The organism is Polyangiaceae bacterium (assembly GCA_016715885.1).
GTDB lineage: Bacteria > Myxococcota_A > Polyangia > Polyangiales > Polyangiaceae > Polyangium.
The window spans coordinates 1348309-1373436 of the sequence record JADJXL010000020.1 but is presented as its reverse complement, the minus strand read 5'-3'; the positions used below and the strand labels follow the sequence as shown (position 1 = coordinate 1373436).

General features: G+C 58.4%; 18 protein-coding genes. 11 read left to right on the top strand and 7 right to left on the bottom strand.

The genetic code is table 11. The features are described 5' to 3' along the window. Positions 1-42: 42 nt before the first annotated feature. Both IPM54_30945 and IPM54_30940 read left to right on the top strand, forming a co-directional pair. Positions 43-753 carry an SDR family oxidoreductase gene (locus IPM54_30945; protein MBK9264206.1) on the top strand — a complete coding sequence of 237 codons (711 nt, stop codon included), beginning with the start codon at positions 43-45 and terminating at the stop codon, positions 751-753. Beyond that, positions 750-1463, top strand: coding sequence for an SDR family oxidoreductase (locus tag IPM54_30940; protein ID MBK9264205.1), 714 nt, complete (start codon positions 750-752; stop codon positions 1461-1463). Before IPM54_30945 ends, IPM54_30940 begins: the two co-directional genes overlap by 4 nt. Positions 1464-1466: 3 nt before the next feature. Here the strand turns inward: IPM54_30940 and IPM54_30935 are convergent, their stop codons facing one another. Further along, positions 1467-2507: a hypothetical protein gene (locus tag IPM54_30935; GenBank protein MBK9264204.1), complete on the bottom strand. Its 1041-nt coding sequence runs from the start codon at positions 2505-2507 to the stop codon at positions 1467-1469. A 126-nt stretch (positions 2508-2633) separates the two neighbouring features. Further along, positions 2634-6284 carry a caspase family protein gene (locus IPM54_30930; GenBank protein ID MBK9264203.1) on the bottom strand — a complete coding sequence of 1217 codons (3651 nt, stop codon included), beginning with the start codon at positions 6282-6284 and terminating at the stop codon, positions 2634-2636. A gap of 73 nt (positions 6285-6357) precedes the next feature. Here IPM54_30930 and IPM54_30925 point away from each other — a divergent pair, with 73 nt between their 5' ends. The 6 genes from IPM54_30925 (at position 6358) to IPM54_30900 (ending at position 12981) form a co-directional block, all read left to right on the top strand. Beyond that, positions 6358-7011: a hypothetical protein gene (locus IPM54_30925; protein MBK9264202.1), complete on the top strand. Its 654-nt coding sequence runs from the start codon at positions 6358-6360 to the stop codon at positions 7009-7011. A 98-nt stretch (positions 7012-7109) separates the two neighbouring features. Further along, positions 7110-9035 (top strand): hypothetical protein, encoded by a 1926-nt coding sequence (locus IPM54_30920; GenBank protein ID MBK9264201.1) that lies wholly within the window; start codon positions 7110-7112, stop codon positions 9033-9035. Positions 9036-9153: 118 nt separating this feature from the next. Then, positions 9154-10362 carry a hypothetical protein gene (locus IPM54_30915; GenBank protein MBK9264200.1) on the top strand — a complete coding sequence of 403 codons (1209 nt, stop codon included), beginning with the start codon at positions 9154-9156 and terminating at the stop codon, positions 10360-10362. 3 nt (positions 10363-10365) lie between these two features. After that, positions 10366-11607 carry a hypothetical protein gene (locus IPM54_30910; GenBank protein MBK9264199.1) on the top strand — a complete coding sequence of 414 codons (1242 nt, stop codon included), beginning with the start codon at positions 10366-10368 and terminating at the stop codon, positions 11605-11607. Then, positions 11607-12236: an ABC transporter ATP-binding protein gene (locus tag IPM54_30905; protein MBK9264198.1), complete on the top strand. Its 630-nt coding sequence runs from the start codon at positions 11607-11609 to the stop codon at positions 12234-12236. The genes IPM54_30910 and IPM54_30905 overlap by 1 nt, the downstream gene beginning before the upstream one ends. A 103-nt stretch (positions 12237-12339) precedes the next feature. Beyond that, positions 12340-12981, top strand: coding sequence for a sulfotransferase family protein (locus IPM54_30900; protein ID MBK9264197.1), 642 nt, complete (start codon positions 12340-12342; stop codon positions 12979-12981). 51 nt (positions 12982-13032) lie between these two features. Here IPM54_30900 and IPM54_30895 read toward each other — a convergent pair whose 3' ends face one another. After that, positions 13033-14709 (bottom strand): amidase, encoded by a 1677-nt coding sequence (locus IPM54_30895; GenBank protein MBK9264196.1) that lies wholly within the window; start codon positions 14707-14709, stop codon positions 13033-13035. A gap of 145 nt (positions 14710-14854) precedes the next feature. Between IPM54_30895 and IPM54_30890 the strand changes: the two genes are divergently transcribed. After that, positions 14855-17467 carry a hypothetical protein gene (locus IPM54_30890; GenBank protein ID MBK9264195.1) on the top strand — a complete coding sequence of 871 codons (2613 nt, stop codon included), beginning with the start codon at positions 14855-14857 and terminating at the stop codon, positions 17465-17467. A 13-nt stretch (positions 17468-17480) separates the two neighbouring features. On the opposite strand, the gene IPM54_30885 is transcribed toward IPM54_30890, so the two are convergent. Next, a complete protein-coding gene (locus tag IPM54_30885; protein MBK9264194.1) occupies positions 17481-18950 on the bottom strand; it encodes a hypothetical protein in 1470 nt (489 codons plus the stop codon). A 65-nt stretch (positions 18951-19015) separates the two neighbouring features. Here IPM54_30885 and IPM54_30880 point away from each other — a divergent pair, with 65 nt between their 5' ends. Then, positions 19016-19246: a hypothetical protein gene (locus tag IPM54_30880; GenBank protein MBK9264193.1), complete on the top strand. Its 231-nt coding sequence runs from the start codon at positions 19016-19018 to the stop codon at positions 19244-19246. 47 nt (positions 19247-19293) lie between these two features. On the opposite strand, the gene IPM54_30875 is transcribed toward IPM54_30880, so the two are convergent. From IPM54_30875 to IPM54_30865, 3 genes are all read right to left on the bottom strand, one after another. Next, positions 19294-22497, bottom strand: a complete 3204-nt coding sequence (locus tag IPM54_30875) for a WD40 repeat domain-containing protein (protein MBK9264192.1) — start codon at positions 22495-22497, stop codon at positions 19294-19296. 61 nt (positions 22498-22558) lie between these two features. Continuing rightward, positions 22559-23623: a hypothetical protein gene (locus IPM54_30870; GenBank protein ID MBK9264191.1), complete on the bottom strand. Its 1065-nt coding sequence runs from the start codon at positions 23621-23623 to the stop codon at positions 22559-22561. Positions 23624-23711: 88 nt separating this feature from the next. Next, entirely contained in the window at positions 23712-24656 is a 945-nt protein-coding gene (locus tag IPM54_30865; protein MBK9264190.1) for a hypothetical protein, read from the bottom strand. A gap of 149 nt (positions 24657-24805) precedes the next feature. Here IPM54_30865 and IPM54_30860 point away from each other — a divergent pair, with 149 nt between their 5' ends. Continuing rightward, a complete protein-coding gene (locus IPM54_30860; protein ID MBK9264189.1) occupies positions 24806-25126 on the top strand; it encodes a hypothetical protein in 321 nt (106 codons plus the stop codon). Positions 25127-25128: the final 2 nt, after the last annotated feature.

Sequence of the window (25128 nt, the reverse complement as noted above, 5' to 3'; positions counted from 1 at the left end):
TTCGTTTGGCAAACGAGCTGGGCGCGTGCTACGTCGGGTCCTATGTTACCGGGACTCGACAAAAAAGTGGCCATTGTGACGGGGCATCGGAGCGGCATCGGGCAAGCCGTCGCTGCGCTGCTCGTCGAACACGGCGTGCGCGTGCACGGGTTCGACCTGCCCGACGTCGATTTGCGCAACCTCGAATCGCTTGGGCAGCACGTGGATGATGTCGCCGCTCGTGAAGGACGAATCGACATTTTGATCAACAATGCCGGAGTCACGCATCTCGGGAATTTGCTCAATACGAGCATTCAAGAGATGAAGGACGTGCTCGCGGTGAACCTCGAAGCGCCCTTTCTGCTGATGAAGGCCGTGATTCCGCACATGATCCGTGCGGGGGGCGGGGCCATCGTGAACAACGCGAGCGATCAGGCATTCATTGGAAAGCGGGATAGCTCGATTTACGGTGCATCCAAAGCAGCTTTGGCGCAGCTCACGATGAGCTCGGCGCTCGATTGGGGTCCGAAGAAAATTCGCGTCAATTGCGTAGCGCCGGGAAGCACGGATACGCCCATGCTGCGCAAAGTCGTCGAGGAATTGTCGGCCATGCGTGGCGAAGATCTGTCGCGCGTGTATCAAGCTGCAATTCCTCTCGGTCGCTTCGCCAATCCTCGCGAAATCGCCTGGGTCGTTACGTTTCTCGCGTCCGATGCGGCATCGTTCATGACCGGCACCATCATTCCGGTCGATGGCGGAGGTGTGGCTCAATGAGTGCCCCTGTCGTATTCATCACTGGGGCATCGCGCGGCATTGGAGCGGCTCTTGCGGCGCGGTTTCATCGCGGCGGGTTTGTCGTTACGGCATGCGCGCGGACCAAGCTCGAATCGCCTCACGTCCATCTCGGCACCGAATGCGACGTGAAGAGCGCCGACCAAGTGAAACGCTCCATTGCATCGATCGTCGAGCGGTTTGGTAAAATCGACGTCGTCATCAACAATGCAGGTTTGGCGGGGACGAATGTGCTCGATCCGGATGGTGACGATTCGTTTTGGCACGAAGTCATGGGCGTCAATCTCCACGGCACGTATTACGTTTGCAAGCATGCGCTTCCGCATTTGCCGGACCGCCGAGGCCGCATCATCAACATCGCTTCGGTGCTCGGTTTGAAAGGCGTACCGGATCAAACGGCATACACGGCGGCGAAGCATGGCGTCATCGGATTTACGCGTGCTTTGGCGCAGCTCGTGGCGCCGCGTGGCATTACGGTCAATGCCATTTGCCCGGGATGGACGCGTACGCCGATGGCTGAAGGCCGCATGCGAGACCTCGGGTTCGACGAAGCTGCACTTGCGCGCTCCGTTCCGCTTGGTCGGATGCTGGAGCCCGAAGAGGTCGCTGAATTTGCGTATTACTTGGCGAGTGAATCTGCGGGAGGCATTACGGGGCAGGCGCTCGTCATCGACGGCGGTGCCATCGGTTGACGATTACTGGCAGACGACCGTGGGCGCGAATCCGCATGTGCCGTTGATGCACTGGAGATCGCCCAAGCAGTTGTCGTCCATCGCATCGCAGGCTGCGTCCTTGCCGGGGTCCTTGGCGCACTTTCCTCCGGCGTCGCAATGCGCGTATTCGACGCAATCGCCGCTATCCGTGCAGGCCGCACCGTCGACGCCCTTCAGGACGCATTTCATCGACGCTTGGTCGCAGACGTTATCGAGGCGATCGCACGGGAAAACCGTGTTCGGATTGCACGTAGCGCCTTCGGCAGGAGGCACGGCGCAGGTGCCCATGCCCGATTGGAAATCGATGTTGCATACGCCAGGTGCCGCGCAGGAATAGACGTCACTACACGGTTGTCCCATTGCGATTTTCGCGGCGCATGTCGTGGGCATGCCCATCATGTCGGTCTGGCAGTACGCACCGGATTCGCAATCTGCGCCGGCGCACGATTCGCCAATCTTTGCGGGCGTGGGCTCGGCCATCGCCGGGGCGCATTTTCCTTCGCAACACTGCTCCATGCAGTTCGGATCGGTCTCGCAATCGTTCGACACGCATTGTTCGTCGTCGAAACAGGCGCCATTCTCCTGCACCGTGCCTTCGAAAACGGCGTTGCACGCGCCGGTGATGCTACTTTCCGGGTCGGCATTGATGGCACTGGAGATCGAGCATGAAAATGCGCCTTTCAACGCGGCAAGGCACGCATCGAGCTTTTCGGGATGGTAGATGACCGTTCCATTGGCGACGTATGCCTCGATTGCTTCGACTTGGGCATTCGACGCCGCCAGACAATCGGCCTCGCTTTCGGCCGTGTGACAGTCGACCGCGTTCGCGCAGAACGCTTTGGAAACCTCTTGTGCAACCTGGTCGAGCGACCCGGCATTTCCGCTGCCGCCGCTGCCGCCGCTTCCCCCTTCGCCTCCGCCCCCACCGCCGCCGGTGGTGTTGTTGTCAGTGGGGCCGCAACCAATGACGGCCAAGAGTGGAACCAAGAAAAAAGCGCCCAAGGTTTTGGTGTAAGTTCGCATGCGTTGGGCATAACCGAAATACGTGCGCCCGTCAAGGGTCAACGGTTGAATCAAGCTCAACTGGCTAAGTCCGTCCACGCCCACGCACGATGATGCGGATCGGCATTCTTCTGCAAGGAGAGGAAATCAACGTCGTTTTTTTGCTCGACGCAGCATGGCAAGGGCAGCGACGAAAATGCCTGCAATGATGCTCGTTTCCATGCCATTACGTGCCGTCATGTCACATCCACATGCGTGTGGGCGAGGCGCTGGAGCGGGGGCCGCTTTGACATTCGATTTTTCCTCGCGAGCGCCAGCCATGGCGGATATCCCGTGCGGTATGTCGGTTCGCGCTACGACATTGGCCGCGACCGTGACGACGGGAAACGCAAACACGGCGTCCAAATTGTCTCGGTCCACCGTCGGATGCTGTTGATCGTCCGTTCGTTCCGGAACGGCGCGACCAACGTGCGCCCGCAGTTCGTCCGTCGAAACCAATCCGTCGCGATTATCGTCCGCTCGGTCGGTCGTGAGCGCCAGCAGGATCTCTTCCGTGAAAACGCCATTGGCAATTTCTTCGAGCTCGTACGAATATTCGGAGCCTCGCGACGATGAAATGACAATCGCGCCCGAGCGCCGCGACAAGTCGTTGTAGATGTATCGTTCACGATCGTAGATCTTCCGTCTGGGCGCTCCTCGCGATGGCGTCGCTCGTGCCACGTCGAGCTCGAGCTGCCTTGCCGATCGAGCAACGAGCGCTCGGGCCGCGGCTGCAATCCCGCTCGAAGGCGCTTCGTCCTTCTCTCGCTCGCCAGATTCGCACGTATCCATCAAAAAAAGTTTCTTGCGTGAACGAATGCCCATGAGCAAATCTTCGACGACGTCGAAAGGAGCAGCCGTCTCCGATAGCCGCGTCGGATCGACCTCGTGCGTCGCAAAATAATAATCCGCAGCAGCATCGTTCGCATGGAGCCCGTGACCGGCAATGAAAAGCACCACCGTGTCCTCCACCGTCGATTTCTGCAAAAAATCCTTTGCCTTGCGCACGTTTTCTACCGTCGCCGCTTCATTGACATACGTCCGCACATGCACGTTCGTAAACGTATGACCCGCACCCGCTCGTAACACGTCCCCAAGATCCGTCACGTCCTTGTGCGGATATCCGAGGTCGTATTTGGAATTTTTGTATTTGGATACTCCGAATGCCAAATAATAAAGATCGCCTTTTGCCGCCTCCTTTCGCTCGACGACCCGCACCGCACGTAACGATTCACCGCCGCGCACATCGAGCGCGCTGACTTCGATCTTGTTACGCCCCGATCCGAGCTCGATTCGTTCTTCGAGGTGCTGGGTTTTTCCCGACGTAGGTTTGCCAAGCGCACCGAACAGTGGCACGTCGTTGACGAAAATGTTGTAACGTAATAGTTCCGTACCTCGCGCAACCACGTGGAATTTCACGGTCGCCACGGAGCCCTCGACATCCACGCGATCGAGCGTCACTTCGGGCGTCGTGCTGAACGTCGGTAACGCCGATTCGTCGGCTATGCCCAATTTTTCGAGGCGCCGCTGATAACGGGATCGAAAATGCGCAATGATGTCCGGATCGCCGAGGCCCATCCGTTCGAGCAGCAAATCAGGCCGATTGCTCCGTACGGCAAGCTGGTCGATGCGATGAGATCGCAGACCGTCGACTGCAGCCACGAGCGATCCGCCTTTGCGCGAAGCGTCGAAATACCCGTCACCGTCGTAGACGAGCCATTCGTCGCCAGACGATATCATCGTGACCGATGCAGGTTTGTCAAAGCGATACAGGATGACCGATCCGCCTTGACCTGCCGCAAGCAAGTAGTTTCCATCCGGCGAAAATGCGAGCGACTTGACCCATTGCGTGTCACCTCGAAAAGTATGAAGCAATGCCCCCGTTTTCGTATCGAACACTTCGATCGTCACGCTACCCAAAGCGAGCTTGTCGCCACTGGGAGAAAACGTCATGGTTTGCGCCAGCCCGACGATGCTGGATGCCGTTTTCAGGCGCACTTTCCCGCTTGGTGCATCGATGATCTGCACGGTATGGCTGCCCGGCTTCGATTCCTCCATGAATGCAATGCCCAGCGTTTTACCGTCCGCGGAAATCGTTGCATTGGCGTAGCTTGCTCGGCTCATGTCGAACGCGGAGACGAGCGTGTCCCGCGTGAGATCCCACAAATGAACGGTTTTGCGCCGGATGAGCATATCGTAATCGTTCGTTACGACGAACCGCCCGTCGTCCGATGCCGCCAAGACCGTTTGCGATACGGAATCCTTCCTTCGCACGAGCTTGTCGATTTTTGCGCCAGATTCTGCATCCCATTCCGAAAGCACAATTTCGTTCCACGTCTGGTTCGAGATGGGATCGGAGCCGCGACGATGACCGCTCACGATCATCTTCTTCCCATTGCCCGAGACCGCGAAGAACCCACCTATGAACGTACCCGTGTCCCGCATGATGTTTCGCGGAGTTTGCGTTCGCAAATCCAGCACCGAAAATCCATTCGAGCTCGGAGCCCAAGCGCGCGAAGCATTGGCCGCGATCACGGCAGTAGCGTTCGATGTGGATACAGGAAAGTACCCGAGCCATCCGAGGCTCGACAAGTCCCATGACGAATAGCGCAGGGTTTTCCCGTCGAATCCGGCAGAAATGGCGCGATCGAATGCAGGTGATATGGCCGCTGTCGTGATCATATTGACGGCGCTTTTGTCTTCGCTGAACGCCTGCAATTTTTGCCATCGCGTGACGTCCCAGATCTCCAGCCGTCCCGTGCTTCCAAAAACGACGCGATCATCCGAAATGAACGAAAGAGCGGCGGTGGGCACCGTATCCATGGATGGAATCGAAATCGAGCTCAGCTCGGAGCCAGTATCGAGGTTCCACACGCGAAACTTGCCGGTGGCGAGCGCCGTCATTGCTTTGCGTCCATCGGCTGAAATGGCAAGTCCTACGACCATGTCTCGCTGCATGGGAATCGTTCGAAGCAGCGTTCCGGCTCGCGCATCCACGACATCGAGCGCCGTTCCGCCGCCAGGGGCGCTTGGTTTGGTGTATACGGCGCGCGAGCCGTCGGCAGCCATTCCAATGCGCGTCGTTGGATGAGGACGTTTTACTTCGTATCGCTTGGAGCCGCGGTCGACATCCCACAATTCGCAAGAACCGTCATTTCGCTCGACCAGCACCGATTCGCCGTTTTTCGAGACGCTGAGACTCAGCACCAGCCGCGGATCGAGTTGTCCGGGTGAAAACGGCGTGGGAGGACGGAGCCCGAATGATTTTATGATTTTGTCGTTTTCAATATCGTATACATGAATGATCCCGCTCGGATTTTCGCCGAGAATTGCGCGCTGACCTCCTGCGAGGATGGTTGTCACGAAGAGCCCCGCGCGGACGAGTTTTTGCGAAGACTTTCCGGTCGCGAGGTCCCACGTGCCCGAAAATAGCGTCCCTTTGCCGTCGACGATCGACGGATACAAGTACCGGATGTTTTCGCCATCGTTTGTAAAGGCAAACGTTGGCGCGCCCGGCGGCGAGAGCGTCCGCAAAATAGTGCCCGTTTCAACGTCCCAAATATGAATGCTGCCTCGGTGCAGCGACGCCACGACGCGGCCGCTCGGTGAAATCGTGACGTTTGCGTGATAGTCGAAATGGTGCACGAGCTGCGGGGTCAGGGTGACCGCAGTCGAAGATGTGTCTGCGCGCGCAGGTGACGCTGCGGAAACGAATCCAAGGGCGAGGGCAAACGCGGCGCTTCGAGTGACAAGGCTCATGGGACGTACAAAAAATGAAGGCGCCGAGGCGACGCCACTGGCGCGACGCACATTCATGTAACATGCTCGCTCCGTGGCCGTCCACGAAGAAGCAAAGCCTGCGGAAAAAGCGAACGCGAAAGCGGCGATGCAAGCAAAAATTCTGGGCGGCGCGTTCGTGGTCATGATGGCCGGCCGGATTGTCGGGGCCGCAATCTCGCCCATGCTGCTTGCCCACGCGCCGATCGCGCTGCTCGTTCTGAGCCCCGTCATCGGACATCTCGTCATCGTCGCGGCTCTCACGGAACCTTTCGCGTATTACGCCCCGACAATCACCATTTCAATTGCGCACTGTTTACTCGGGTTTTTCCTGGGACGGATGCAAGGCCCCATGCTCGTCGGATTCCTCGTGCGCCGGCGCATTGCGTCCGAAAATCGATTGGAGCGCCTGCTGACGCCGCTTCGAGTGTCCGCGCCGCTGCTCGTTTTCGTCGTTCCCGGACCCATCGTATGTGCGCTCGCAGGTGCATCAGCCGTACCGCGACGAACCTTTTTACCCGCGCTCGTGGGGTCGCAAATCCTGTGGGCCGTCATGTGCCGGCTGTCCGGTCAAGCGCTTCTTGGTGGGATAGCTTCCATGCGCGAGTGGATCGTTCGGCACGCCATCCCGCTGACCGTCGCAACCGTGCTTCTCGTTGTTTTTATTCACTTTCGGCGCTCACGAGGCACTACCGACCTGCCCAAGTAGTTTGCTGGCCAAGTGTCCAAGCGACAGGGCTTGCTGTCACATTTGGGTCGCGTGGGAACGCGTCGTGGTCCTTATCGTCTCGTCCTGAGGAGGTATGCATGAAAAGCAGAGCGCTGAGTATGTTTGGCCTGACCATTGCGTCATTGTGCGTGATCGGAGGTTGCTCCAGCACCCCGAATGGTGGCAGTGGAGGCAGCGGTGGTAATGGTGGTAATGGTGGTGCTGGTGGTGGAGGGGATGGTGGGAGCGGTGGGGGCTCGAATGCGTGCGTCAATCCCGCAAAGATGGACTTGATTCTCGCAATCGACAATTCGCGCAGCATGGCCGACAAGCAAGAGATATTGTCCCGCGCCGTCCCGGATCTCGTGCAGGGTTTGGTCAATCCGCCGTGTTATGATCCCACGGGTGCCGAGCCGCCGTCGCAACCGGCTGATCCTGCGGAAGCGTGCCCTGCGGGCCTTGTTCGAACATTCGTGCCCATGACGGACATTCATTTCGGCGTCATCAGTTCCAGCATTGGGGGACATGGCTCGGATGCATGTCCGAATGTCGACCCCACCGCCAAGGAATGCCAACCCGATCCGAATTTGACGAACAACGACAAGGCGCATTTGCTCGATCGTGCCGATCATTGTAATCAGGCGACGGTGCCAACGTACGACAACAAGAAGTTTTTGGCGTGGGATCCGGGTCAAGTCAAAAGTCCGCCGGGTGAATCCGAAGTGAGCGACGGCATGGGCGGAGGACTTGCTCCACGTCTGCGCGATTTGGTGCTCGGTGTGGGGCAAATTGGTTGCGGGTACGAATCGCAGCTCGAAAGCATTTACCGATTCCTGGTCGATCCCGAGCCTTACGAAACCATCACTGCCAACAATGGCATTGCTACGCCGACGGGTACCGATACGTCGCTATTGCAGCAGCGCACGGAATTCTTGCGCCCCGATTCGCTCGTGGCGGTCGTCATGTTGACCGACGAAAACGATTGCTCGACGAAGGAGTATGGCCAGTTTTACGCCGTCAACAAGCTCCGCGAAGGCGCTACGCCGTGGCGCATGCCGCGAGCTCGACAAGAATGCGCGACGAATCCAAACGATCCGTGCTGTTTGTCCTGCGCCGTGGATCAAGGTCAATGCTCACCGGACCCCACATGCTCGCAGAACAATGGATTTCTCACGGACATCGAGGACAACATCAATCTCCGATGCTGGGATCAAAAACGAAGGTTCGGCATCGACTTCATGTATCCCATCGATCGATACACGCAGGCGTTCACGTCCGCCACGATTGCGAATCGATCGGGCGACCTCGTTCCCAATCCGCTCTTTTCCGATCTGAATCCCAACGACGACAACACCCAGGTTCGCGGGCCGCAGCAAGTTCTCGTGACGGGCATCGTCGGTGTGCCGTGGCAGGACATTGCACGCGACAAGAACGACATTTCCAAGGGATTCAAAAACGCGGCCGAGCTCGCCGGTCCCATTACAGGCGTCAATGCCTCGACATGGGACGTCATCATCGGCGACCCCGCAAATTACGTCGCGCCACTCGATCCACTCATGATCGAGACGCACAAAAAGCGCAACGGGACCAACCCCATTACGGGCGATGTGAACGTGGATTCGACCATGCCGCTCGCAAATCCAATCAATGGGCATGAGACGACCATTCCGACACAGGACGATCTGCAATACGCTTGCATTTTCCCGCTTTTGCCGGGCACCGAGCGCGATTGCACGGACACCAACCTCACGGCCTGCGATTGCACCGACAAGAACAACGACAATCCGCTCTGCCAACCGGATCCCAACAATGGGAACAGCCCCACGCTGCAAGTTCGAGCGAAAGCGTATCCCGGCATTCGGCCGCTCATGCTCCTCGAATCACTTGGTGACCAAGCCGTCGTTGGCTCGATTTGCCCGGCGCAGCTCAATGACCCGTCGCAGTTGAGCTTTGGGTATCGCCCTGTCGTGAGGTCCGTCGTCGACTGGCTCACGCGCCGAAGCTGCCCTGTCCAGCAGCCATGATCGTAGCGTAACGATCAACTTCGCGCTCCTCTCATCATCGTCACCATCGACAGCCTTTTTCTGTTTTCAGTTTGCTCGCCGCGTGTTATGCACCGCGTCGGAGGGACCGGCTCGACCGATGGGTGCTCACGACATATCGCTTGCGGATCTCACGCAGGACATTGCGGGTGCGGTACCCCCCGAGCTCGTGCTGCGTTGGAACGAATCGGATAGGTCCGCTGAAACACACGCGCACCTGCTCGAACCATATTTGGTACGCGGCACGATCGTTTCGATGGACGCGGCGGGTTTGTCGAAACTCACGCAACAATTCTCGCTACCCGAAGTGTTGAAGCTCGTGTCGGAACCCAAAGAGGTCCTTCACGCTTGTGGCAAAGCCATTGGTGGTCAGGCCATTGGCGTATGGGCCGCGGACAATGCGCAGATGTTTTTCCCCGAGCCAATCGATCCCGCAGCCGTCGTCGAACAAATGCTCGAGGTGCAAGAGCGAGGCAAGGCGCTCGCGGTAAAAATCGGCATTGGTATTCATTTCGGGCAGTGCGTCGGCATCGCGGGCGGCCTTTTTGGCGATGACGCCGATTTTATTGAAGAAATTGCCGAAGATGATACTCGGGGCGGTGAAATCGTCGTGTCTCGGCCGGTATACGAGCGCCTCGGTGAGGCTGTGCGGGCGCATGCAGTTTTGCGCTCGGACCTCGAAAGCCACGGCGAGCTCTGGTCGATTAGGGATTATCAGCGTCCGATTCATGCAATCATTGGAGACGACATCCGCTACCCCACGCCCTTCAGCGATGCATTTTTTCAAAAATTGCGCCGCATGTCGCTCGACGAGCTTGCCCTCGATGCATTCGACGATTACCGCAAAGTCACGACGGTCGCATTCGTCAAAATCAATCGATCTCGAAAGCCGCTCTTGCTCGATGCGTTCACCGAAATGTCTTTGGCGGATCGCGCCATTCGTCGCGTTGCGTCGGAACATCGAGCCGACGTCGTCAAGTCGACGGGGGCTTTGGCCATCGTGCTCTTCGATGACGAGCGGGAGGCATTGGTGTTTGCCCGCGGCGTCGTCCGAACGAATGGCAGCCTCGGCTTCAATGCTCGGGTGGGCATTGCCAAAGGCGAGGTGTTTTTATTTCCACTTGCACGAGGCGGACGCGACATTGCGGGCAATCCTGTGAATGTTGCATCCAAGCTCTCCGAGGACGCTGGCGTCGATGGCATTTTGGTCGAACAATCGGCCGTCACGGCGGACGTCGTCAAAATGGGACAAGCATTCGAGTTGACGATTTCCGGCGTAAATCTGTCCGGTTGCGTCATTCACGCGTGAGCGATGCGCTACGTTCGCCTGGCGCTCGTGTACATGAGTCTGTCGGCACGTGCGGCCGTGCCTCTGGGTGCCCCGTTATTTTTCGGCGTCTTCGTCGTCGCATTCATTGTTTTTGGTCCGACGGGCATGCGCGCCGCCGATCTCGTCTTTACGCTGCGAACTTCGTGGCCGCTCGCATTCGTCTTGTGGACCGGCTGGCTCGTGCTTGCGCTTCCCGTTGCGCGCCTGGCGCTCGTTCCGCCGTCGTCGATGTATTTGCGTTGGCTTCCGGCGCCTCGATGGGTGCTTTACGCATCCGCAGCACTGAGTGGCCTCGTGGTCGAATTGCCGTGGATGGTTCTTTTTGGCCGCGGTGAAAGTATTGCGTCGGGATTTGCGGCCGGTCTTGGAGCGCTCGCCGTGCATGCGGCGCTCGTGACGCGGCCTGTGGGCATCGTTCACGTGCTCGTCGCATTGGGATGGGCCGCGATTGCACTTCAACCGTCCGTCATGATTGCGTTTCCGACGGCTTGCATTGCTTCGTTGATTGCTGTCGGGCATGCGATGGATCGCGCGCCCGAAATGCACGCCATGGCGCGAGGTTCGGTGCGTGCACGGGCACCTGTCATTGCCTTGGCCATGACGCATCTTTTTTATGTTTTGCGGAAAGAACCGGCGGTCCTTGGGCGAGCGTTCATTTTATCGATTCTCGCGGGGCTCTCCTTACCGATGGCCGCTCGTGGCCATGACCTCGAAACCCCTCCTGCCTTCGGTGCGCTTTCGCTTGGTCTTGCGGCGGTCGCCATTTCACCCGCAATGTCGGGATCCAGTGCGGCGGTCATTCGATCGGAGCGTTTGTCCGCGTGGCTTTGCGATGTTATGGGTACGTCTCCGCGCACACGCGCGCTCGCAGCGGCCCTTGCAACGTCGGTCATTGGCGCAGCGGCGGGGCTATTTCTCGGCCTGGTTGCGGCGATTCTGCTTCGTCATTCGGCGTGGACGCTGGTCCGCGTCGCTATGATTCCATTGTTTTTCGGAATGGCCGTAGGCGGCGCTTTTGCCGGTTTTGCGCGTGAAGCCGACGCGTCGCCGAAACGAGGTGATCGCGGCATGGTATCGGCCCTCGTCGTGACGATCATGGGCGTCGTGACGGCCTCTCTTTGGGGAGAACGTGCGCTCCTATTGCATCTCGTTCTTGCTGCATTATCCATTGCCATAGCCATGCGGCGCGCCGAAGTATTGCGTCGCCGCCGGGGAGTTTCGTGATGTTGTCTGTCGTCGGCCTCTGCAAAGTGCTCGGAGGGCGCAAGGTCCTCGATGAAGTTACGTTCGATGTATCTCCGGGACGAACGCTGGCGCTTTTCGGTGAAAATGGCGCGGGAAAGTCCACGTTATTACGTATTCTTGCCGGCGTCATGGATGCCGATGCTGGCGGCGCCACGCTCGATTCGGATAGTCTATTCGGTTATCCAATTACCGATCGAGCACGAATTGGATATGTCCCCGAAGCGGCAGATGCTCCGCCCCACATGACCCCGCGCGAACTTGTGGGACTCGTTGCGTCATTGAAGCGATCTACATTACCCGATGCGTCGTTGTTCACGCGCCTCGGCGTTGATTCGTATGCTGATCAACATATTGGCAGTCTTTCCTTGGGTCAGCGGCGTCGCAGTTGCCTTGCCGCAGCTCTCGTGGGCAATGTTCGGCTTTTGCTGCTCGACGAGCCAACGAATGGTCTGGATGTATCAGGGGTTACGATGCTGGCGGATGTGCTTTCGGAGCATGCGCGGTCGGGAGGCATTTCGGTCGTCGCGACGCACGACGAGGCATTTGCGACCATGACGAACGCCCATCGATTGCGCATTGCGGCGGGACGAGTCATCGGTTTGGATTGACGTGCGAGATTTTGCTTTCGGGTGTCGATTCTGATCGACATCGCGTTGCAGTCGTGAAAATATGCGCCCATCCCGCCGCAGTGGCGATTGGAGGTCATGCACGATGGCACTCAAGGTGGTCGGCGCCGGCTTCGGGCGCACGGGAACTCTTTCGATGAAGCTTGCGCTCGAAATGCTGGGCGTGGGGCCTTGTTATCACATGGTCGAGGTGTTCAAGAATCCCCATCATTCCGAAATCTGGAGCGCCGCTGCCGACGGCCCCGTCGATTGGGAATCGATTTTTGCGGGTTATCAATCCACCGTCGATTGGCCATCGACCTTCTTTTGGCGCGAGCTCGCGAGCCATTACTCGGATGCAAAGGTCATTCTCACCGTTCGATCCACCGAATCGTGGCTCAACAGCATGCATCAAACGATTCTCAGGGTGATGCAAGGCGAACCACCCGAGGGCGTTGATATTGCCCAAGCGCAGCATCAAATGGCGCGCAAACTCGTACTCGAACGCACGTTTGGTGGCAAAGCGGACGATAATGCGCACTTGGCTTCAGTTTACGAGCGCCACAATGAAGAGGTGCGTCGCAGCATTGCTGCGGATCGGCTGCTCGTATTCGAAGCGAAACAGGGATGGGAGCCGCTTTGCAAGTTCCTCGGGGTCCCGGTACCCAATGCACCCTACCCCAAAGTGAATTCGGCCGAAGAATTTGGTAACCCAGAGCATAGAAAAAAGCTCATGGAGAGACAGTAGTCTTCTCGCGGATGCCGACTTATCGAAGCAGTTCGATAACGATGACGTTGCTCAACGCGGCGTCGATACATCCGCGGTAGGTAGAAACCGCGGCGCCCTTCGTGCTTTCGTCGCCTGTTCGTAGGCGAATGCAATACGCAAAAGGAGCGGTTCGCTCCACGGCCGCCCGATGAACGAAATGCCGACGGGCAGGCCAGCGCTGTATCCGGCCGGCACCGTGATATGCGGATATCCCGCAACGGCCGGAGCCATCGAAGCTGCAAACCCAAAGGAATCACCATTCAGCATGTCGATGAGCCACGGCAAGCTTCCCGTCGGTGCAACGAGCGCATCCAGCTTTTGACCATCGAGCACCGAGTCCAATCCTTTGGTCCTTGACAGCTCACGACATCGTGCGAGCGCATCGACGTATTCTTTGCTCGTCAAATCTCCCTTTTTCTCTGCATCGATGAACAGCTCCTGGCCAAAATATGGCATGACTTCGTCACGATGTTTGTCGTTCCAGGCAATGAGCTCGGTGAGCGTTTTGACCTGCGTCCGTTCGCTGAGCCCCGCCAAGTATGCATTCAGTGTCGCCTTGAATTCGTAAAGCAACACTTCCCATTCGCTTTTTTCGAGCTCATCCATCTTCGGGAGCTCTGGCGCATCGATGACTTCCATTCCGAGATACTTCAGGTCCTTCAGCGCTGATTCGATGACCGCGTCGATTCTGCTATTACGACCGAAAAGCCCCTCACGCACGACACCGATACGTAATCCTCGAGTGCCTTCGCGCCCAAGGAATTGCGTGTAATCGCGCAATCCGTGTTTCACCCCTTCGGCGCTCATGGAATCGCGGGAATCCGCGCCGACGAGAGCACCGAGTAAAATGGCGGCGTCGCGTACCGTGCGCGCCATTGGGCCGGCCGTGTCTTGCGTCGATGAAATGGGAATGATGCCCGCGCGGCTCACGAGGCCCACCGTCGGTTTGATACCCACGAGCGAGCATGCATAAGAGGGACAAACGATCGAGCCGTCCGTTTCGGTGCCGATCGCTGCCGCGGCAAGATTTGCAGCGATGGCCGACCCGGATCCCGAGCTGGATCCGATGGGGGTGCGATCGAGCGCATAAGGATTGCGGCATTGCCCGCCTCGGCTGCTCCATCCGCTGCTCGACCGATTGGACCGAAAGTTTGCCCATTCCGACATGTTTGTCTTGCCAAGCAAGATGGCACCGGCTTCACGAAGCCGCGCCGCCACGGTCGAATCCTTGGCGGGGATCGATCCAGAAAGGGCGAGCGACCCTGCGGTCGTGGTCATCTTGTCCGCTGTATCGATGTTGTCCTTGAGCAGAATGGGGATGCCGTGCAGCGCACTGCGAGGTCCTTTGGCTGCACGTTCACGATCCAGCTTGTCAGCAATCTCGAGCGCATCGGGATTCAGCTCGAGCACGGCGCGCAGTTCCGGCCCTTTGGCGTTCATGGCGTCGATGCGAGCGATGTATTTTTCCACGAGGGAACGCGATGATTCTTGCCTATTTCCGAGGCGCCCTTGAAGGTCGGAAATGGTGAGCTCTTCCAGATCCGCAGCAGGAAACGAATTCGGCGACGACCCGGCGCAGGGCCCGGTTGGCACTTGCGGCGGGTTCGCGCTGCCCGCGCAACCTGTGAGGAATGCGGCGCCGAGAGCGGCGCTCGTCGTGATGAAGGTGCGGCGATCCGTGCCTCTGCGATGATCTTTCAAGGTCATGGTCGTAAACCACCAAAAATCACGCTACTTCCAGTTGCCGCGGGGCGCAAGGGCTACGCGAGCAACGACCGGTTTTTTGGCGACGCGTCGAAAGTCTTTGACGTCTCGCGGCATCAGCAAGTAATGATATTCGTGGAGGTACGCAATGATTCGTCGGTATTCGAGCTTTTGTCTCGTGAGCTATTGCGGTATTGTCGCGCTCGGTTGCAGTGAAATCGTACCGGTAGAAAGCGACGTCACTTCCGAGGTTTCGGCAGCTCTATTTGCAGCAGATCCACCCATATCGGCTGAAATCGAGCTCGGTGCGGCGACGCTCGACAGGGGAAAGAGCGTGGAGGCAAAAGTCGCTTTCGGCGCCGGCTTGTACCTGGTCGTGTGGTCCATTCCGACGATTGCCCCTTCGGCGAACATGTATGCGACGCGAATCACCCAAAATGGCGAAGTTTTGGACCCGTCGGGGTTTTACCTGGGATCGGGGTATCCTGCCGACGTGACATTTGCAAACGGCCAATTCGTCGTCGTGTCCACCCCTCTCACGGCCAGTCCGAGCGGCGATATTCGAGCGACCCGCATTTTACCGTCCGGCGAAGTTCTCGATGTCGGCGGCATCATGGTTGCCGAGCAAGACGACACGAAATTGACTTATGTTTATCCCACCGTGGCGTCGGACGGAGTCGACTTCTTGGTCGCCTGGGCATCGGATGAAATTCTCCCCAACACCTACCGACAAATGCGTATCGCGCGTTTGACTGCGGGCGGCGAGGTGCTCGATCCCGGCGGAAAGTTCATAACCGAATTCATTCCGTGGACCCTTTATCCCAGCTTGGCATTCAACGGGAATCACTACCTGCTGGCCTGGGGCCCCAACTTCTCGCCACTTCAAGGAATGAGAATCTCCAAATCGGCACAGCCGCTCAGCTTCGATCCCTTCGTCATCGACGATTTCGTGGGCAACCACGAACGGGTGAAAGTGCTCTATGATGGCGTGAATTTCGCCGTGGGATCGGGCATCCTCGACAACGGTAATCATGTATTCCGCTTGCGTCGAGTGTCCTCGGACGGTGTCGTCGACCCGCAGCCCATCGATGTTCCCACGGGCCTGAATTCTGCCATCTTCATGCACATGGCATTCAATGGCCCAAACCTGCTCGTAATGCTCGACGATCCCATGTCCAAGAGTACATTTTCGTTTCACGTGAGCCCCGACGGCAAAATGGTCGAAAGCGAGGCTGTCCTTTTGGCGTCGAACAGCGCGGCACCTCGCGTCGCAGCGAATGGGGTCGGGGCGTTTGCTGTTTGGCATGACGCACCCGTGATTCCGGGCCCACCGAGCGGCTTTGCCGTGGGAGCGCGGATGGATTCTGCGGGCACGAAACTCGATTCGCCCCCCATTCCCATGTCCGTTCGAGCACGCTCGCAGAAGGCTCCACGCATCGCGTTTGACGGGAAAAACTATCAACTTGCAATGCATGATTCCGCGGGCTTTTTTGCCGCACGCTTGACCTCGGATGCCACGATCTCGAACGGGCCGGTTTTGCCTTTTCCAAGCGAATCTCCGAGCAATAGCAACGTGACGCATGTCATGTCGACAGGCGATGCTTCGGGCTTGACGTGGATTGCAGCCGTCGTTTCCGATGGTGCGACATCGTCGACCCGCATGGTTCGACTATCCGCGGACGGTAAACTCCTCGACGCTGCCCCGTTTCAGCTTCCTCCCTCGCATCTCGGGCCGCTCGTTTCGCATCAGTATGTCGCGAGCGTAGATCCCGATGGAGCGCTCTTCGTCGGCGCGCAGGATGACCCTCAATCTGGAACATCGAGTCGGCCTTTTGCCATTCGTTTCAACAACCAAGGAATGGTGCAGCCTCAAACGTGGATCGGAAACGACTCCTGCGTTCCACGTAGCTTGACATTCGACGGCAGCGCATATTTACTGACGTGTTCGACCCCCATCGGCGATTACCCGAGCGAAGACTTCGTTGCAACGCTCCAGAGCGCGCGGCTATCTCCAAACGCGGAGCTGCTCGAGGCGGGATGGAAGCCCATCTTGACAGTTCCGAATACCATGTTCGAATGGTTCGAGGCGTCGTTCGATGGGAAAAACCATTGGCTATTTTGGCGCACGGACGAATGGGAGGAAGGATATTGGCCGGACTTCCCGCGTACGCTGCGAATTCTCGCGACGCGCGTCACGCCAAGCGGCGAGGTGAATGACTCTGATCCGGTCGTCGTAGCGGAAATGAAGGGTTGCGGCACGGCAGCCATGAGATCGCTGCATCCTGCGGTCGCTTCGACGGGTGGCAAAACGTTCGTCGTATGGAGCGAACCATCGAACGTAGCGTCTTGCGATCCAATGGGGCTCGACTTGATGGGCGTTGAAATCGATCAAGAAGGAATGGTGAGCTTGCCATTCATCGTTTCTGCCGAGCCAGGAACCGAAAACTCGCCGTTTTTGGCGACTGGACCCGAAGGTCAAGTGGTCGTCACGTATTCGCGATTCATTCCGGACGCGCCTTATGTGGCTGATCGTGCTCGGGCGCGATTCCTTCAAACGTGCGTGTGCCCCGATGGCTCGGCGTGCACCTCCGGGCAATGCGTACCTGCCGACGTGCCTCCGAACAAGGAACCGATATCCTTCGGCGGTTGCGGTTGTCGTACGTCTGGAAAAACTCCGACGAGCGGTGCCGGTTATGCGTCGATTCTCGCGGCGACGCTCGGCTGGCTGCGCCGGCGTGCAATACGACGACGCGCCGCGTGAAGCTGAAGTCGACTTACAGCCCTTTCAGATACTCGAGCAAGTCCATCCGCTCCTCTTCGGAGAGCGTCGTTCCGTACGTGTGCCCTGTATTGTGATTTCCGTCGTGTGACGTATCGAGTTGAAACGAACCGCCATTGCTTCCATCGTACACGTAGCCGACCTTCTTCGGATCGAATTCGCGGCTCCCCGTCATGAATTGCTTCGGCCGTTTGTCCGGGGGGAGCAGCAAATCGTACAACGTCGGCACCGAGCCATTGTGCAAATACGGTGAGCTTGCCCAAATTCCCACGAGCGGCCGCGACGCATACTTGTTCGTCGAACGCCATTCGACCTTCGCCTTTTCCGCCTTCGCGAGCTCTTCGGGCGTGATCTTCTCTCGCTCCACGGCCTTTGCTTGCACCAAGTCGAGCGCCCCGTGCAGCGCCTCGGCAAACGTTTTGTCCCCGAGCATTTTTGCAAAGTTCGTCGCTCGATTCGGATCCGTTCCGATCGTCGCCAAATCGAACGTGCGATCGGGGAACATACCGTCGTCTCCGTAATCGTGACAGCTCGCGCATTCCTTTTTGTAGATGGCTCCGCCTCGCATGGTGCGCCCCGAATCGATGGAACCAAGGATTTCCTCGGGCCACTTGGGCATGGGAATTTTTGCAGCGAGCGCCTCGAGACGCAGCAAATTCCGAAGCTCTACCGTCGATTCACCCGTCTTCATGTCCGCGACGGCACCCACGCCCAGATCTTCCCCGATGTTTCGCTGCACGATCGACGTCGTGTTGTTGTCGTAATGATACCATGTCAACTTTGACAAACCGTAAATGAACGGCAGACTCACGGGCGAATTGACGTCGACCGCGTATTTGTCTCCAAACAAGAGATTACGCGCTGCCATGAACGCATCGAGGCGCCCATATCCAGCGATCGTCGTCGTGCGTAGACCGCGCAGTCCTTCGAGGTATTTGATTTTTGCGTGCAAAAGATCCAATGCGTCCGCTGCCGATTCGATACGCAGTTTGGCATCGTCCAATTTGAGCTCGACTTTTGCCTTTTTTTGCTTGACGAGCGACGTGACCTTGTCCAAAAAATCCTTTTCGGGTTTGTCCCCGGCAAGCTTCAGGTCAGGGTATGCCTTCGACAAACCTGCGGTCTTTTGCTGGGCGAGCCGTTCGAGAAACTTCGCGAGCTTCTTTGGATCCAAGACGGTCGCGTTGAGCGATTCCAAAAGCTCGACCACGAAACCTGCCATGTCGAAATGCGCCGGCCCGCCTTCGATTCGCAACTTCTTGCCATTGTAGGTCATTTCGGCCGTGTGACATGCGGCGCAATTGAAAAAAACCATTCGCGGCTCGGCCCGTTTGCCATTGATCATCGCGGCCGACATGCCCACCGGCAATCCATCGGGATCCTTTGGATCCGGAATCAATCGAAATCGTTCGAGATCCTCCATGAAAGGCTTGAACGTCTTCGTGCTCTCGACTGCGCGGAGCATGTCTAGCGGCAGCAACTCGCCCCCCTTCGGGCAAGTGGTAATACTCGTCGAGCTCTGCGGGCGACATGCCCGAAGTCGGCACCATCGTCACCGGCGTGCTGGCCGCCGCCGCAATGGATGCCGACGCCTGCGGCTGTGACGGTTTCGTTTCCGGCTTCGGCGGGTCTTTCGAACAACCCGCAGCAGCAGCAATCCCCACCGCAATCCCCACGCTCCAGCGATTCATGCTTCGACTCCTTGCCCCATCGGTTTTGCGAATGTACCCGAATGGCGCGCACGTGACAAGAAACCAGTAATTGAGGTTTTCCCCACGGTTTTCAATGTTCGACCGTTTCGTCCACGTTCAATGTAAATCCACTTCCCAGATCGTTCCCTGGGCGTCTCCGGCGAGCAATTTTCCGGCGGCCGACACGAGCGTCGTGACGGGTTTGTCCAGCGTTCCGAGGTGTTCGCTTCGTTCGAGGTCCCAGAGATCCACGCGCTCGCCACCCACAGCGAGAATGTTTGGCCGGACGAACACCGCAAGCCCCGCTTCCTCGAAATGAAAATCGGGTCGAGCGGCCACCGGGCCTGCACCCATGACGCTCCTGGCGCGTTGACCGTCCTTCCACGTAATCACATCGTTGACGCTTGGCGTGACGACCCAAGACGACCCGGGATCGGACACGAGCGCCCGCGGCGCCGCACGCGGAATTCGGCACAATGCTTTGACTTTGGCGCCTGAGATGTCCCAAATCATCAGGCTGCCGTCAAAAAACAGCGCTGCCACGATTTTTCCAGCGTTGCCCGATGCGACCATACAAATGCCGTCACCGTGCCCATCGCCCCATGTTTGCAGCTTTCCGACGATTTTTCCTCCATTCAATTGGCGAATGGAAATGTTGCTGTTCATGTCGCCAACCACATAACGCTCGTCGTCGATGATGGCCGCGTGCACGGGAAAACCATTCGACTTGTGCACCATTTCCTTACCGGTTTCGAGGTCCCACGAGGTCAGGGGAGTATACGCATTATGCGCCGCGCAAAGCGTCAAAACTCGCCCGCCCGGCATGGGCACGACGTACCCGAGGCCATCGTCGGGATGAAGCGTCAGGCGAGGTTCTTTGGGGTTTTCCCACGGCTCGTAGACATGTACGTTGAATTCGTCGACGACCAAAAGAAATCGGCCGTCGAGCGACAATTCGATTCGAACATTGCCGAGCTTTTCGATGCTCGCGTGCCGTTTTCCTTGCCAAACGTATGCATGGCCGGCCGCCTGCGCCCCGATCGTATGGCCGTCGCGAGAAATGTGCAGCGATTCGACGCGGCCGCTCGTCGTGTGAATGGCTCGCGCCGAAAGCGTTTTGCCGCCGCGTACGATGGTCGGGCCGCGCGTTTTTTGCGCAGCAAGCGCGCTTTGCAATAGTTTTGTTATTTTGGCCGGCAACTTTTGCTTTTCGAGCGACTGGAGAACGGGCAGGACCTCGGGAACCGCGTGTCGATTCAGGATCTCCAAGGCCAGCTCGCGCCCCTTTCCCAAAAGCGTTTTTGCGAGCCAATCGCGTGCCGCCGCGCTGCCATTTTCGAGACTCGCGATCATCGGGTCGACGACATAACGGCTTACCGCGGGATTCGTGGCCATACGGATGAACGTGTCGACGCTTCCCAATGGATCATGACGCGCCAAAATGCCGAAGATCGCCTGCCAGGCCGTCGTCTGCACGTGATCGGTTTCGATCCGCGCACGTAATGGGGCAAGGATCTCCTTTCCAACGATGCATTCTGCTGCCGTGAGCGTGCTATCCCATCCGTCGTTCCACCAAAACACAGCCACCCACGGTATTTCAGGCCGAGCAGGCCAAAAGTGTTTGCACAATGTGCCCACATCGGCATACCGGCCGCCCATGCGACACGCCGTCACGCGCAAGACGACCGGCAAGTCATCGGGACCGAATTGCGATAACGTTTCTTTCAGATTGAACGAATAATCACGGCGTGGCTCGAATATCGGTGCCAGCGCTGAAGCGGCGCGCTGTACGGCTTCTTCCGGGACGGCCGCCATGGCATCGACGAGCGGTCGCAATGCATCGGGCCTCGTCATGCAAAACCTGCGCAAAGCTCGATTCGTATCCGTTTCCGGCACCCGTGCGGCGATTTCTCCCGTGCGCGGGTGATGATGTGTGTGCGCAAGTACGTACACTGCGACAAACGGCGGCATTGCATCGAGATGCCGATCCAAAAGCTCGATGCGATCCTCGTCGGACAAATCGAGCCACAACCTCCGCGCGCTCGATGCAATGGCATCGTTCGTCGATTCGAGCAGCGGCAACGTCATCACTACGCGAGATTGGGTCGCGACGAGATTGGCGATGGCTCCCTCGGTTTGGTCTTTCTCGTCGAGCAACGTCTCGAGCGCCGTTTGACCGAGATCTCCCATGGCGCCAAGCGTCTTGAAGAGTGGCTCGCGCTCGTAGTCCCATTCTTCGGCTTTCGGTGTGCTGCGAATGAGTTTTACCACGGCATCGACGAGCCGTTGCGTCGGGAACTTTGCGAGCGGCCATAGCTTGTTTCGCCAATTGTCCCGCTTCGACAGGTGCGCCAAAAGCATTTCTTCACGCGTCGCTACATCGACTGTTCGGAGCACGTCCTCGAGGCCCGCGGTGTCGTGCACGAGCATCGCTTTGGCGAGTGGTATCCACTTGGCGGGCCACGGTTCTCGAGCACGAATGCGAGCGAGCGCGCCGACGTGACGCCCCGTTCGATCCGATATCCAATGCCCTTTTCTCGCGTCTGCGAGAAGCTCTTCGAGGCGTGTTTGCAACATCGGCACGATCGCTTTGTCGCGTGATGCGAGCCACCCAATGGCTCGATGATCGGGCCATATGAGTTTTTCCACGACGAACGCCAATTGTGCAGGCGTCGCGTGCGCCACGAGCGGCTCGAGCGTATCTGGAAACACGCCGACTTCTTTGATATTGCCGACATCGGCGAACACCGCGCGCGCGAACGTGGTTTCGTCCCACAATCGCTCCCAGCCATTGAATTGCTCGGGACACCACGAAGCGCGCAGCAAAAAGGCGCGTCCGAATCGCTGCATTGCATCCGGCGGCATCAAGGCTGCTTGCACGATGCCCCTGCGCCCGAGGGCAAAGAGCACCGACGAGCCTGCGGGTTCGGATACGTCTGCCCATTCGAGCGGCGTGCGATCGCCATCCGATGCGAGGAGTTTGTCGAGCATGACCTCGAGCTCTTTGCTCCAGCCGTGATAAGCGAGCCCATCGACGCGGTCGTCCCACCGCTCGAACCAAAATAAGTTCGCCTTCTTGAGCTGTCGCAGCAGCGATATGAAATCATTCGCATCGAAGTGACCGTGCGTCAGCATCGCCAGGGCGGCACGTTCGTGACCCACGAGCGCCCCTTTGTTTTCACGCACGAGCATCCACAGCGCGTCGGCGAGGTGCTGCGCGTTGCCCGATGCGGCAGCCGAAAGAGTGTCCACTCCGGCTTTGCCGCTCGCGACGCGGTGCAGGAGCTTTTCGAGGTGAGGGGCAAGCTTGACGACGTCCATCGCGCGCATGGTAGCGAATGTTCGCTATCGAGCGCAAGACAAACCCAGAGGTCACGCCTCTTCAGGTTTCGCACGGAGGCACGAGATCCACACCTCCAAAAAAAGCATCCACCAGAAGCGCCATGGCCTCGGCATTTTCCGCCGGGCCGCACTTGAACGCCGGCACGGGTAATGGTTTGCCGTCGATCATCAGGCGCTGCTCGCGAAAATATCGCAATGCGAGCTCGGCAGCGTATTCTTTGCCGCTGCCGCCGTCGATGAACGCGTACGATTTTCCGTTCATCGTCGTGTCGGTGGGCGCATAAGGCTCGAGGCACTTCTCGCTGCCTTTGCACGAAGCGATGATCCGGGCCTCGATGGGCGCGAGCACGCGTGCGGAGAAATTGTCCTGCCAAGCATCGTTCAAGTGAAATATTTCGTGAAATAGTGTATCTCGCACGGCTTCGTCGTTGACGTTGACAGCTCCATAAAGGTTGTATCCAATGTTTTGGCTCACCGCGAAGGCGCTCGGTGTGCCGCCGTCTTCCGTGTAGAAAAATCGAAAATCCAGCGGCCGATCGCGCATGACGATGGGCATTTTCTGCCGCTTGGACAATTCGGTGAAAAACCTGGCGTATTCGCGCATCGCGCCGATGATCCACGTCAAGTGTTCCTTGTTTCGGCCGATGGGACGCGCTGGTTTCAAAAGTATTTTCTTGCCCTTGCCGTCAACCGTCGATTCCTCGGGCAATAGCCCCGCGAGCGACCCGGTTTCTTCGTAAAGCGTGAGCGCCAGCTTTCTTGCATCGGGTTCGTCCGCGAATCGGAGCGAAATCAAGCAACGAATACGTATCACCTCCGCGAGCGCCACCGGGCAAGCTTCACGCAAGCCGTCCGTGCGAAGGTGCGTCGCGAGAAACAGAACGCGCTCAGCAGCTTCGGGCCTGCCTGGATGCGTGGGAGGCGCGGGAGGCGCAGCCGGCGGCTCTGTCGCGACCGGCGGCGCAATGGGCGCAGGCTGCGCGCTTGCGGATGGCATCGGGGCCGCGGGGGCAATCGGGCGCGTCTGATGTGCATGGCGCTCTGGCGTGGCGCTGCATGAAGTGATGCAGACGAGGCATGACAAGAGCACAAAAGCGCGAGCCATGCGGACATTGTCGCTGGTTTCGACGTCGTTGGGAAGCGGGCAGGGGCCGTTCGTTATGACAAACGGTTCGGCCACTTGCGCCAGTCGTTCAAGGCATGTTCAGGTGAAAATGCGGCTCCGCGCTGTCGCGCTCATCCATCAGCGTCACGCCAGCTTCGGCCTTCACTGCGTCGCGTAGCGCCTGTTCGAGCTTTCCTTTCATGTTCCACGACCGCACGTCGACCGCGTTTGCACGAAGGTGTTTCGAGACGTAAACACCGCGCGCTATTTGCCCGTCGATCACTTCACGAATCGCTCGAATCGTCGCCTTGCGCTTCAGTCGCTTGGCAACCGCGTCGCGGTAGGCATTACGTATTTCCACGGCCGCAGCCTTGTTCTCATACACCTTCACAATATCGTCGCCGTGCACGAGCTTGTCGTACATGAGTTGCGCTTGACGCGCAGGCGTGCGCGACCCGCCCGTCACGACGAGCCGGTTTCGCGTAGCCTTGTAATAACGGGCCGCAATTCGTTCGATGCGCTGAGCATTGGCGTCCGTGAGGCGCAAATCGCGCGCCAAGATCTCCATGTGCATCGTCGGCTTTACCGGACGCAATGGTTCGTCCTTACCAGGCGGTGCTTTTCCAATGCGGAAACTCTTGACGTCACCATGGTCAGGACAAACCGAGCATTCACCTGCGATCTGAAGCCCGCTCTTCAGCTCGGCATCGACGTTCTCGACCGTACCGTCCGTCGTCGTCAGTTCGATCCGAACATCGACGGCGTTGTCATAGCTGCTCTTTACTTCGATATCGTACGCCAAATCCGCATCATCCGCGTCGTCACCGTCACGAGACGCGGCGTCGACGTCGCTCGCAGGACGCGTACACGTACGCAGCTCGAGTTGCTCGTACCCCTTGCCCCCCGAGCGCCACGCCGAACAGCGTCGAGCGTCCTCGGCTTCCGCGTTATCAGGCCACGCGACTGCTCCCAGGATCAATGCTCCCAGGATGAACCAATGCCCCGACCTGCAAGCAAGCCACCCACCAGCCACGATCAACCTCACGCAGTTGAGGAAACCCGGTACAAATGTTCCGCTGCGCGGGCATTGCCACGAGTCCGTGCATGCGTCAAGGGCGCCCTTGAACGATTGCGTCGAACGCCTTATCTTGAAGGCGCAATCCGCACGTGCGAGGTCCGACCATGGCCATTCTCTACGAAGATAGCGTCATCGTGTGTGACGACGACGCGATCACCATCAAGACCTACTACTTTCCTGTCGGCAGCAAACGCATTCCCTACACGGACATTCGGCATGTCGAGCCGTTTACGATGGGCGCGATGACCGGAAAGTACCGAATTTGGGGGATGGGTTTGTCCCCACATTGGTTTCACTTGGATGTTGCGAGGCCTCGAAAAACCGAGGCGCTCCTGCTCGACGTGGGCGCTTTGATCAAACCGATCATCACGCCCGACGACTGTTCCGCCGTTCGCGCCATCTTGAAGGAAAAAACCAGACGCTGACG